Origin of the sequence: Pseudomonas sp. CF161 (genome assembly GCF_000416215.1) — a bacterium.
Lineage (GTDB): Bacteria > Pseudomonadota > Gammaproteobacteria > Pseudomonadales > Pseudomonadaceae > Aquipseudomonas.
In genome coordinates this window covers 110,176-121,437 of the sequence record NZ_ATLP01000074.1, presented here as the reverse complement: position 1 = coordinate 121,437, position 11,262 = coordinate 110,176, and the positions used below count along the sequence as shown (strand labels likewise).

Below are 11,262 nucleotides of genomic sequence, written 5' to 3'. Positions count from 1 at the left end.
CGGGGACCGTGGGCGCCGCGGCGGCGCCGGCGGCACCAATGGCGGCCAGGGTCGTCGGGCTGACGTTGGCCGTGGTGGTGCTGACCACCGGGCCACGCGAGTGATAGTTCATGAAGTACAGGCCGTACTCGGTGTCATCGCCGAGCCAGCGCAGGGCCGCGCCCCATTGCCCGGAGTCACGGGCATCACGGTCGCCGCCACGGGGCAGGATCACCCCCTCACGGGTGACCTGGAAGCCCTGGCCAAAGGCCGCCGCCACCGGTTGCAAACCCGCCACCCCCGGGCTGCCGACGGTGTAGCCGGTGGTGCAACCGTCCGCCACCACATCGTTGCCGAAGAAGGTGCCGCAGTTGTCGACCACGGTCTGGTCCCACTCCAGCTGGTAAAACCCTTCGACCGTCAGTTGGTTGGTCAGGCCCTGGGACGCAAACAGCATATTGACCGGGACCAGCCCTTCCTTGATCTCGGCCCCCGGCCGGCGGAATGCCGAAACGTCCACCGGGTTAATGCTGTTGATGGAGTTGCCGATAAAGGTGCTCTCACCCCAGCTGACCACCTGCTTGCCGGCGCGCACGGTGCCCGGCAGGTCGGCAATGGAATAGTTGTGGTAGACAAAGGCGTCGAGGATCTGCGCCCCGGACGACTTGGCGCCCTCCTTGCGGTTGTGGTCGCTGATGGGCTTGAACTCGCGGTCTTCGTCCTTGAGTTCGAAGTCGTACCAATACTTGCCGCGCACGAACACACCGCTGTCGCCGTACTTGAGCTCCAGGTCATGCAGGCCCTTGAAGATTTTCGAGAAGGTCTCGCCCTTCTTGAAGTTCAGGCGTCCGTCATCACCGGTGGACGACTGGGCGGTGCCGCCATTGACGGTCCCCACGTAATCCTTGTCGGCATTGCGCATGCCCCAGCTGGCGCCGACGGACAGCGATGAATCGAAGTGCCCTTCGATCTCGCCGATATTGAACGCGACCGCTTGCGCCTGGCCGCAGCAGCCCATGGCCACCGCGACGGCCAGGGCCTGCGGCGTGAAGATGGCGCGCATTGTTGTTTTTGTCATGCGTCTTCCCCGGTGAGTGACAGAAGGCCTCACCCTACTGCCGCGACAGGGGAGCGATAAGCGCACCAAGGAGGTATTCGTGTTGTCGCTCGAAAGGATGACGGCCCCCGCCGCACGGGGCGTTGCGCGGCGTATCCACGGGCTGGATGGCGGCCCATCAGGAACATGGATTGCGCCATCGCGGGGCGCGCTCGGCCTGTCTGCACCACTGTTGCTCAGGCTGTAACAGTCCTTGTCCTGATTCGCTATTTTTCCCCGTCGAGCCACCCCTTACTATGGCCTCGCTCTCAAGGCAAAGCGCCTTGCCAAGCCCCTTCAACGTGCGAGTTGGGCACGTTTGAATCGACCGTTTTCAACGGCTTTGAAGCACAGTATTCAGACCGTTACCCCGGGTTCACTGACGTTGATTTGTAGCTCCTTGATCTAACGTCTTACTTCGGCCGCTGCTCTTGCAGCGGCCTTTTTTATGCGCGCAATAAAAGGGCGAACAGGGGTCGGCTCACGCGGCGTCGTCGCCGTCGTAATGGAATTTGTGCAGCAGGCGATGGGCCACGGGGGTCAGCATCAGGCCGATGGCGGCAGCGAAGACGATGTTGGCGTAGAGCCCGTAACTGGCGAGAAACAGCTTGCCGCCGGGGGTCAGCGGCATGTTGGCGGGGCCGATTCCGCCGAGCATCATGGCGGCGTTGATCAGGGCGTCATGGATCGACATGCCCTCTTCGAAATACAGATGGCCGCCGATACCCAGGCCGATCGAGAACCCGATCAAGGCCATCACCATCAGGGCGTGAAGCAGCAACCGACGCAAAAACAACAGGCGGGATAACACGGGCTGATCTTTTGACTCGTACATAAACACCGCTCCTTGTGCATTCAATGCTCGCCGAGCATAGAGACGAATGCCTCAGGAGTACAACCGCCGGCCGGGCAGCGCCACATGGGCGAGGCCAGGCGCCGGCGGCGCGCTGCATCAGATCGCGTACTTTTGCAGATTCTGCATCATCTCCTTCAGCGCCTCGATGTTGTCCTGGGGGTGGGCCGCGCCTTCGAAGTCGCAGATCTGCTGCCAGTGGGCCGCCACGTCTTCAGGCGAAAACCCGACCCGTGGATCGAAGCCGGCCCCCAGGCTGCGCTCCCAGCGCACCTTGCCGATCCAGCCGCCGCCGACCTCGAACAACCCCGACGTCTCCTGGCAGTTTTCGCTGGCCAGGTACACCACCAGCGGGCTGACCAGCTCCGGTTTGAGCTGCTCGAAGACTTGCGGCGGAATCAGGCCTTCGGTCATGCGTGTACCGCCAGTGGGCGCGATGGCATTGACCAGGATGTTGTTCTTGCGGCCCTCAATGGCCAGGGTCCGGGTCAGGCCGTAGAGCCCCAGCTTGGCCATGCCGTAGTTGGACTGGCCGAAGTTGCCGTAGATACCCGAGGTGGACGCGGTAAAAATCACCCGCCCGTAAGCCTGCTCGCGCAAATGGGGCCAGGCGGCGCGGGTCACCTTGTAGGCGCCCTCGACGTGCACGCGGTACACCAGGTCCCAGTCGGCGTCCTCCATTTTGTGGAAGGTCTTGTCGCGCAGGATGCCGGCGTTGTTCACCACCACATCGACCCGGCCGAATACATCCAGGGCGTTCTGCACGATCTTGTCGCCATCGGTCACCGAGTCATGGTTGGCTTCGGCAATCCCGCCAGCTTCGCGAATCTGCGCCACGACGCGGTCCGCCGCCGAAGCATTGGCCCCCTCGCCCTGGGCCGAACCGCCGAGGTCGTTGACCAGCACTTTCGCCCCGTGCCTGGCGAACAGCAGCGCATGGGCCTGGCCCAGGCCGCCGCCGGCCCCGGTGACGATCACGACTTTATCTTCGAAGCGCACAGACTCACTCATACCGAACTCCAGCAGGACCCATGGACAATGGGCACGAGTGTCCGGCAGCCAGGCGGTGCCCACAACAAACCCGGCCAGGGCTGAATGGTGGGCAATAAGGCTGGGGGATGATTGAGCCAAATGCCCCAGGCGCCAGGCCCGGGGCACCCGGGTTCAGGAGCAGGCGAACTGGCGCGGCGGCAGTACCAGGTTCTCGCGAAAGGCCAGGTAGTGCTGGAGTACCTGCACCGGGGCCTCGGTCTGCGGGTAATGGCCGATCTCGGGCAGCAGCACGGTGTCCGGGTCGGGAATCAATTGACGATAGAGCTCCAGCATGTGCGCCCCGGAGACCGGGTCGAAGCCGCCGTCAATCAGCCGCAGGGGCACTTCACCGCGCTGCATGGCCCTGACCCAGCGGTCGCGCTGTACCCGCCGCTCGGGGATGTAGACGATCAGCTTGTGCAGGATCCGTGGCCCCTGGTTGCTTTGCACCAGGCTCCAGAAATCATCCAGGGCGCTTTCGCTGGGCCACGTGTGCGGCCCGAAAATCTGGGTAAAGCTCTTGACCAGCGCATCGCGACTGAACGCCCGGCCAATCATCCAGCCCAGGGGGCTGAGCAGCAGCTTCTGCATCAGCACCGGGCGATGGGTTTCGGGAAACAGGCCGCCGTTGAGGAACACGCAACTGGCGATATTGGCCCGGGTTTCGTAGTGCCGGGCCAGCAGTTCCTGAGCCACGCTGTCGCCGTAGTCGTGGGCCAGCAGGTGCACCGGCGCCGTGATCTTCAAGTGTTGCAACAGCGCCAGTTGCAGGTCGGCCTGCTCCAACAGGCTGTATTCATGGTCCAGCGGCTTGTCCGAGTCGCCAAAACCCAGCATGTCGCAGGCGATCACCCGGTAGCGTTGGGCCAGGGGTTGCCACAGGTAATGCCAATCCCAGCTGGCCGTAGGAAACCCATGGATCAAAAGCAGCGGCTCTCCCTGGCCTGCCGTCCAGTAACGAATGGTCTGACCGCGAAACACGAAGCTATGCCCGCGTTTGCGCCAGACGCACAGAGGGATCTCGGCCAGTGGCATTAGAGTTTGTAACCCGGGTCTTGTTTATCGAGTTTGCGCAGCAGTGCCGGCCAGGCCAGCAGGCCGCCCATGCCCTGAGCGCTTTTGGTGACCCCGGCGAGCATCGCCTTGGCCCCCGCGAGAATCTGCGGTTCGATGGCAATCAGCTCCGCGCCGCCGTTCTGCGCCAGCACCTGGATATCGCAGGCGCGCTGGAAGGTGAACATCATCAGGAAGGTGTCGGCGATGGTGCCGCCACAGGTCAGCAGGCCGTGGTTATGCAGCATCAGAAAGTTCTTTTCGCCCAGGTCCGCCTGCAACCGCGCCTTCTCCTCAGGGTTCAGCGCCACCCCTTCATAGGCGTGATAGGCCAGGCTCGACAACACGAACAGCGATTGCTGGCTGATGGGCAGTACGCCCTGCTTCTGCGCCGAGACCGCGACCCCCGCCGCGGTGTGGGTGTGCAGCACACACACCACGTCGTGGCGCACTTCATGCACCGCGCTGTGGATGGTGTAGCCGGCCGGGTTGATCTCGTAGGGGCTGTCCATCAGCTTGTTGCCGGCCTGATCGACCTTCACCAGGCTGGAGGCGGTGATCTCGTGGAACATCAAGCCGAAGGGGTTGATCAGGAAATCTTCGGTGCCGGGCACCTTGGCGGAAATGTGGGTGAAGATCAGGTCATCCCAGCCATGCATCGCCACCAGGCGATAGCAGGCAGCCAGGTCGACGCGGGTCTGCCATTCGGCGGCGCTGACGTGGTCTTTCACACTCTGGGAGGTTTGAACGGTGGCTAGACTCACGGCAAGTTCCTCGACGGGATGTTCTTATTATTGTGTGAACGTGGAAGCAGTCTAGTCAGGCACCCGGCTTCAGGTAGTTGCATTGGCAGCCAGCTTACTGGCCGAGCGAGTCAGTGTTCGTTTTGGTACCAATCTGTACAAATCGGCGTCAAAGCAACGACGCCAATAAGGGTGCGGCAAACAGGTTGAGCAAGCCGGTCAGGACCATCACCAGCCCCGCCACAGAGCCTTCCTCGCCCCCTACCTCATGGGCCCGGCTGACTCCGGCGCCATGGGCACCGACGCCAAATAATGCGCCACGAGCCAGGGCGCTGCGCAGGGGTAACCAGCGCAGCAGCACACCCCCGAGCATCGCCCCGAACACCCCGGTGAACATCACGAACACTGCCGTCAGTTCCGGCACCCCACCCAGGTCACGGGCCAGGGGCATGGCAAAGGGCGTGGTGATCGAACGCGGCACCAGCGACAAGGTCACCGAACTGTCCAGGGCCAAGGCATGGGCCAGGCCGTAAGAGCTGGCAATCGAGGCCACGCTGCCCGCCAGCATGCCCAGCAGCAGCGCCGACCAATGCCGTATCAACAACTGCCGCTGCTGCCAGATCGGCACCGCGAACGCCACCGTCACCGGTCCCAGCACCAGCATCAGCCAATGGGTGTTGGCGGAGTACTCGGCATAGGCGGTGTGCAACGGCACGGCGATCGCCAGCAACAACACCGGCACCAGGATCAGCGGCGACAACAGGTAGCGACCCGTGCGCTGGTACAGCCAGCGACTGAACAGGTAGGCGCCCAGGGTCAGCGCCAGCCAGAACATCGGCATCAGCTCAAGCTTCATGGCGCATCCTCCAACGGCACACCCACTCGACGGTAAAGGCCGTGACCAACATCACCATCAAGGTGCTGACCGCGATCACCAACAGGATCCGCCAGCCGTCATCGCGCAGCAGGCCGCCATAGTCGAGCAGGCTCATCAGCGCCGGAATGAAAAACAGCAGCATCTCGGCCATCAGCAGGCCGGCGCCCAGTTGCAGCGCCGCTGGCTTGACCCAACCCAGGGCAAAACACAGCAGCAACAAGGCCAGGCCGATGACGCCACCGGGAATCGGCCACCCCAGCCACAGAGCCAACTGGCAGCCCAGCAGATAAATGCCCAGCAATACCGCCAACTCGCCGAGCAGGCGCCCCAGGTGTTTCAACAGTGCAGCGTTCATGGCATTCGGTCCTCGCAGGCCTGTATTTTATGCAAGCACCTGCCATCACCGAAGCGAATTGTTAGACTGGAAGCCATTCCAATATGGAATCCAGATCATGGACTTCAAACAACTGCGCAGCTTCGTCGAAGTGATTCATCAGGGTGGCTTCACCCAGGCCGCCAAGACCCTGCACATCAGCCAGTCGGCGGTCAGCAAGCAGATCGCCCAGCTGGAACAGAGCCTGGGCACGCCATTGCTGGATCGCCTCGGTTCCCATATTCACCTGACGGCCGCCGGCACCGTGGTGCTGCAACGGGCCGAAGGCATGCTGCGCCTGCGCAACGAGTTGCTCAGCGAACTGGATGACTTGAGCCAGCTGGCACGGGGCGAATTGCGCCTGGGCTTGCCGCTGCTGGGCAGCGATGCGCTGTTCGCCAGCCTGTTTGCCGAATACCGGCGGCGCTACCCGAACATCAACGTGCAGTTGCTCGAAGGCGGCAGCCTGAACATCGAGCAGGCGGTGCTCAATGGCGAACTGGAGATCGGCGGCAGCCTCACGCCCAAGGACCCGCTGTTTGCCTATCAGCCGTTCTGCGACGAGCCGCTGGACGCGCTGCTGCCGGCCGATCACCCACTGGCGATGAATGCCCAGGTACGCCTGGAAGAGTTGGCCGATACGCCGTTTCTGCTCTATCAGCGCAGCTTCGTGCTTAACGACCGTCTGCTGCAGGCCTGCCAGCAAGTGGGCTTTACCCCGCGCGAGGGTGGGCGCAGCGGCCAGGCCGACTTTCTCGCGGCACTGGTGGTGGCCGGCCAGGGCGTGGTGCTGCTGCCCAGCGTCGTGGCCCGTGGCCTGGTGCGCCCGGGCCTGGTGCGCCTGACGTTGCAGGCGCCCGACTATCTGCGCTGGGACATCGCCTTTATCTGGCGCCAGGGGGCGTACCTGTCCAAGGCCGCCCAGGCCTGGCTCGCGCTGCTGCGCGAGCGCCCGGTCAACCGCGCAGTGCGTTGACCAGCTCGGCCAGCCAAGGCTCGGCGTCGGTTTCCGGGGTCACGCTTTCGCTGGCGTCCAGGCGCAGCATCTCCAGCACTTCGCGCACCCCAAGCTCGGCGAACAGCTCACGCAGCTGCTCGCCGCCGCCGCAAAAGGTATCGCCGTAGCAGGCGTCGCCCAGGCCGATCACCGCGCCGGGCAGACCGCGCCAGGCGGCCGGCAATTGATCACGAATCGCCGAATACAAGGGTTGCAGGTTGTCCGGCAACTCGCCCATGCCGGTGGTCGACGTCACGGCAAGAAAGGCCTCGGGCGCGAAGGCCAGGACGTCCGCCAGGGTCGCACGCGGGTTGTGCCAGGCCTCGAAACCTGCGGCGTTGAGCAGTTTGGCAGCGTGCCGGGCGACTTCTTCAGCGGTGCCGTACACCGAGCCGGAAAGGATGGCGACTTTCATCAATCTGATCCTGTAACTGAGTAAAAGCCTGGGATATTACCAGCTGAGCGGTACAATCCGATCCTTTAGCACTCATGGCCAGTGGACAGCTCGCCGGCATGTCTTAGAATGCCGGCACTGCCGATAAATGCGGACACCTGTAATGATCAACGCCCACCTGCTGCAACTGGTGATCAACGCCTCCAATGACGGGATTGTGGTCGCCGAACAGGAAGGCGAAGACAACATCGTTATTTACGTCAACCCGGCGTTCGAGAAGCTGACCGGCTACAGCGCCGATGAAGTGCTGTATCAGGACTGCCGTTTCCTGCAATCCGGGGACCGTGACCAGCCCGGGCTGGAAGCGATCCGCCAAGCCCTGGGCCAGGGCCGGCCATGCCGCCAGGTGCTGCGCAACTACCGCAAGGACGGCAGCCATTTCTGGAATGAGCTGTCGATCACCCCGGTGTTCAATGAAAACGATCAACTGACCTATTTCATTGGCGTGCAGAAAGATGTGACGGTGCAGGTCAAGGCACAACAACGCCTGGCCCAGGTCGAAGGCCAGTTGGCTGAAGTCCAGGCTGAGCTGGCGGCGTTGAAAGCGACGAATGGCGCCAACGGGCTGAAGATTTAATGTTCTTATTCATCGAATCCGCAGTGATTTCGTAACCCTTTCCTTCCGAGCAGCATCATGCAGCGTGACGCCCTCCTGACCCAGGATGAACTGGACTTCATTCAGACCATGCAACACAACCCGCAACTCAACACGCGGGATGCGACGTCCAGCCTGCTGGTCAATGGCGGAGCACAGATTCGTGACCTGCTCACGCACCTGGCAGCCAATGAACAGGTGACGATCCAGGCCCATTTCGACAACCAGCAAATGACCTTCCCCCTGCAATTGGTGGAGGATGAATTTCATGCGCTGCATTTGCGTCTGGGCGTGCCCAGCATCTTTGAAGACGGGCCCATGATCCGGCCCTGGCGCCTGAACCTGGAGCAGCCGGTGGCGCTGCAGAATGTCCGCGGCCAGCCCGGCGCGCTCTGGGTGCGTGAGGTTTCGTTCAAGGGTGTGTTGCTGGAAGTGCGCGGTCGCAGCAAGCCGCCTCGGCAATTTGCCTTGTGGTTCAGCCCCTCAGGCTATGAACGCATCGCCCTGCGCGGCACCTTCGAACGCCAGACCGCCAAGGGCTGCTATGCCTACCGCCTGAATCAGTCCGACAAGGATCAGACCGAGCGCCTGCGCCAATACATCCTGCAACAGCACCGCCTGACCCACCCCGACCTGCATATCTGACCCCCGTCGCGGGCGCCTCAGGTGTCCAGCTTGCCGTCGAGAAACTGCCGCAAGCGCTGCGGCATCAAGCGTCCATCATTGCCCAGGCAGCCCACCGCCGACGCCTGCAGGCTTTCCTGGGCCAGCTCTGCGGTATCACCGGCCAGCAGCACCGGGCAATTGAGGGTCATGGCCAGGCGCACCAGGCGGCGTGGCAACTCGGTCGTCGGCGCCCGGCTGGAGAACAGCACCAGCGCCGCCGGTTGGATTTTTTCACAGACCAGGGTCAACTCGTCGAAGGGCACGCCCAAGCCCAACACGCTGACGCCAATCTCGTCGTTGCCCAGTATCAGCGCCGCCACCAGCAACTCCAGCTCGTGGCAGTGCTCGCCGAGGGCCGTCAACAGCACCTGGCGCGTCTGGCTGCCGCGTTGCAGCAGCAGGCGCTGGGTCATGCGCGAACGCAGAAACCCGTCCAGAAACAGCCACTCGCTGGTGTGGCCGAAGGGCTCCTGATGCTGCAACAGCTGCTTCCAGAACGGCATCAGGATGTCCTGGAACACCACCGGCAGCGCGTAACTGGAAAAAATCTGCCCATAGAGCCGCTCCAGCTGGGCCTCGTCAAAAGCGCTGACCGCCACTTTCAGCTGGCTGCACCACTGCTTGTACTCGCCGGTCAGGCTGGTATCCGCCACCACGCTGGGCAGGGCCTGGGCCGCCTGGGTCTTGGCGAGGATCTTGCCGACCTTGCTCACCGCGACCCCGCGTTCGATCCAGCTGAGGATTTCACGCACTGTCTCGACATCGGCCGTGGAATACAGGCGGTGCCCACTTTCGGTGCGTGTCGGCTGGATCAGGCCATAACGCCGCTCCCATGCCCGCAGGGTGACCGGGTTGATACCGGTACGCCGCGAGACTTCACGAATCGGAAACAGGTCCTCCTGCGCGACTGCGCTGGCGGGCTGTGGAGCACGGGCAAGTTCAGTAGTAACGGGCATCTGGGCAGAAACACCGATCAACAAAGTGGCGGCCATTCTACCCCCCCTGAGTGCTTGCGCCTCAACAAACAGAAAATCGACCGCTGACGCTGGCGTATTTGACGCAATCAGGAATAATCCTTGCTTGTTTTTGTGAAGAGCCAGGCGCGCCCACCACCCCGGGCCGTATCTGGTGTTTGCCTTATCCAGGCAACGCATTGGTTTTACGGAGATACATAATGTCTACCTCACCCGTCACCCTCATGGTTGCGCGTCGCGTCGCCAATGGTCGTTATCAGGACCTGATCGCCTGGCTGCGCGAAGGCGAACAACTGGCCACCGACTTCCCCGGCTACCTGGGCTCCGGCGTGCTCGCCCCGCCGCCCGACGATGACGAATTCCAGATCATCTTCCGTTTCGCTGACGAACAGACCCTGCATGCCTGGGAGCACTCCGCTTCGCGTACGGCCTGGCTGGGCCGTGGCGGCGACCTGTTCGCCCACCCGTCGGAACATCGGGTCAGCGGCATCGATGGCTGGTTCGGCGCTGTCGGCCAGCGTCCGCCACGCTGGAAACAGGCCGTGGCCATCTGGCTGGCGTTCTTTCCGGTGTCGCTGCTGTTCAACTTCGTCCTCGGCCCGCTGCTTGCCGACCTGGGACTGTTGAGCCGAGTGTTCGTCAGCACCCTGGCCCTGACGCCACTGATGGTTTATCTGTTTATTCCGCTGTCGACCCACTTGCTGTCCGGCTGGCTCAACAGCAGCGCGCCGCGTCCGCTGCCTGCCGCAGCTTCGACCCAGAACCCATGAGCCCCGGCGGCCGCCGAGCGGTCGCCTGCATTGCCCGGCCGTCGCTGGTATAGTTTTGCTCCACCCGCGACGCGAGCCGTTCATGAATGCTTCCCCTGCCCCGATCCTGATCACTGGCGCCAGCCAGCGTGTCGGCTTGCATTGCGCACGGCGGCTGCTGGAAGACGGCCACCCGGTGATCGTCACCTACCGCACCGAACGCCCGGGGGTCGAGGTCCTGCGCAACCAGGGCGCGACCGTGCTGTTTGCCGACCTGTCCGACGAAGCCGGCATCCTCGCCTTCATCAACCTGCTGAAAACCCACACCGACAGCCTGCGCGCCATCGTGCACAACGCCTCCGAGTGGCTGGCAGAGAGCGCCGGCGACGAGGCCGAGGCCTTCACCCGGATGTTCGGCGTGCACATGCTGGCGCCCTACCTGATCAACCTGAATTGCGCCGAGCTGCTGCAGCGCTCGAAGGTTGCAGACATCGTGCACATCAGTGATGACGTCACGCGCAAGGGCAGCAGCAAGCACATTGCCTACTGCGCCAGCAAAGCCGGGCTGGAAAGCCTGACCCTGTCGTTCGCGGCCAAGTACGCGCCGCAGATCAAGGTCAACGGCATCGCCCCGGCCCTGTTATTGTTCAACCCCGACGACGACGCGGCGTACCGCGCCAAAGCCCTGGCCAAGTCCGCGCTGGGCATCGAGCCCGGCAGTGAAGTGATCTACCAGAGCCTGCGCTACCTGCTGGACAACCCTTACGTCACCGGCACGACCCTGACCGTCAACGGCGGACGGCATGTCAAATAAGCCTTCC

General features: G+C 63.2%; 14 protein-coding genes. 5 read left to right on the top strand and 9 right to left on the bottom strand.

Annotated features, from left to right (window positions below; all coding sequences use genetic code 11):
• The 7 genes from CF161_RS13730 to CF161_RS13700 all read right to left on the bottom strand — a co-directional run.
• On the bottom strand, positions 1-1,057 hold a 1,057-nt coding region (locus tag CF161_RS13730), incomplete at its 3' end, for a DUF1302 domain-containing protein (protein ID WP_043229386.1).
• A gap of 499 nt (positions 1,058-1,556) precedes the next feature.
• Positions 1,557-1,910 (bottom strand): hypothetical protein, encoded by a 354-nt coding sequence (locus CF161_RS13725; RefSeq protein ID WP_020297188.1) that lies wholly within the window; start codon positions 1,908-1,910, stop codon positions 1,557-1,559.
• Positions 1,911-2,027: 117 nt separating this feature from the next.
• Positions 2,028-2,939: an SDR family oxidoreductase gene (locus CF161_RS13720; RefSeq protein WP_020297187.1), complete on the bottom strand. Its 912-nt coding sequence runs from the start codon at positions 2,937-2,939 to the stop codon at positions 2,028-2,030.
• Positions 2,940-3,092: 153 nt separating this feature from the next.
• On the bottom strand, positions 3,093-3,995 hold the full coding sequence (locus tag CF161_RS13715) for an alpha/beta fold hydrolase (protein WP_020297186.1): 903 nt from the start codon (positions 3,993-3,995) through the stop codon (positions 3,093-3,095).
• Positions 3,995-4,777 (bottom strand): class II aldolase/adducin family protein, encoded by a 783-nt coding sequence (locus tag CF161_RS13710; RefSeq protein WP_020297185.1) that lies wholly within the window; start codon positions 4,775-4,777, stop codon positions 3,995-3,997. Before CF161_RS13710 ends, CF161_RS13715 begins: the two co-directional genes overlap by 1 nt.
• A gap of 148 nt (positions 4,778-4,925) precedes the next feature.
• A complete protein-coding gene (locus tag CF161_RS13705) occupies positions 4,926-5,612 on the bottom strand; it encodes an LrgB family protein (protein ID WP_020297184.1) in 687 nt (228 codons plus the stop codon).
• The gene (locus tag CF161_RS13700; RefSeq protein WP_020297183.1) at positions 5,602-5,988 is read right to left on the bottom strand and encodes a CidA/LrgA family protein; all 387 of its coding nucleotides are present in this window, start codon (positions 5,986-5,988) and stop codon (positions 5,602-5,604) included. Before CF161_RS13700 ends, CF161_RS13705 begins: the two co-directional genes overlap by 11 nt.
• A 97-nt stretch (positions 5,989-6,085) precedes the next feature.
• Between CF161_RS13700 and CF161_RS13695 the strand changes: the two genes are divergently transcribed.
• Positions 6,086-6,982: a LysR family transcriptional regulator gene (locus CF161_RS13695; protein WP_020297182.1), complete on the top strand. Its 897-nt coding sequence runs from the start codon at positions 6,086-6,088 to the stop codon at positions 6,980-6,982.
• Here the strand turns inward: CF161_RS13695 and CF161_RS13690 are convergent.
• The gene (locus CF161_RS13690; RefSeq protein WP_020297181.1) at positions 6,963-7,418 is read right to left on the bottom strand and encodes a flavodoxin; all 456 of its coding nucleotides are present in this window, start codon (positions 7,416-7,418) and stop codon (positions 6,963-6,965) included. The genes CF161_RS13695 and CF161_RS13690 overlap by 20 nt on opposite strands.
• Positions 7,419-7,560: 142 nt before the next feature.
• On the opposite strand from CF161_RS13690, the gene CF161_RS13685 reads away from it, so the two are divergent.
• Together CF161_RS13685 and CF161_RS13680 are read left to right on the top strand one after the other, a co-directional pair.
• Complete coding sequence (locus CF161_RS13685) at positions 7,561-8,034, top strand: PAS domain-containing protein (RefSeq protein WP_020297180.1); 474 nt, start codon at positions 7,561-7,563, stop codon at positions 8,032-8,034.
• A 57-nt stretch (positions 8,035-8,091) separates the two neighbouring features.
• A complete protein-coding gene (locus CF161_RS13680; RefSeq protein WP_020297179.1) occupies positions 8,092-8,697 on the top strand; it encodes a hypothetical protein in 606 nt (201 codons plus the stop codon).
• 17 nt (positions 8,698-8,714) lie between these two features.
• Here CF161_RS13680 and CF161_RS13675 read toward each other — a convergent pair whose 3' ends face one another.
• The gene (locus tag CF161_RS13675) at positions 8,715-9,674 is read right to left on the bottom strand and encodes a MerR family transcriptional regulator (RefSeq protein ID WP_043229384.1); all 960 of its coding nucleotides are present in this window, start codon (positions 9,672-9,674) and stop codon (positions 8,715-8,717) included.
• A gap of 218 nt (positions 9,675-9,892) precedes the next feature.
• On the opposite strand from CF161_RS13675, the gene CF161_RS13670 reads away from it, so the two are divergent.
• Both CF161_RS13670 and folM read left to right on the top strand, forming a co-directional pair.
• Positions 9,893-10,462, top strand: coding sequence for an antibiotic biosynthesis monooxygenase (locus CF161_RS13670; protein ID WP_020297177.1), 570 nt, complete (start codon positions 9,893-9,895; stop codon positions 10,460-10,462).
• Between the two features lie 82 nt (positions 10,463-10,544).
• Positions 10,545-11,255: a dihydromonapterin reductase gene (gene folM / locus CF161_RS13665; protein ID WP_020297176.1), complete on the top strand. Its 711-nt coding sequence runs from the start codon at positions 10,545-10,547 to the stop codon at positions 11,253-11,255.
• Positions 11,256-11,262 lie beyond the last annotated feature (7 nt).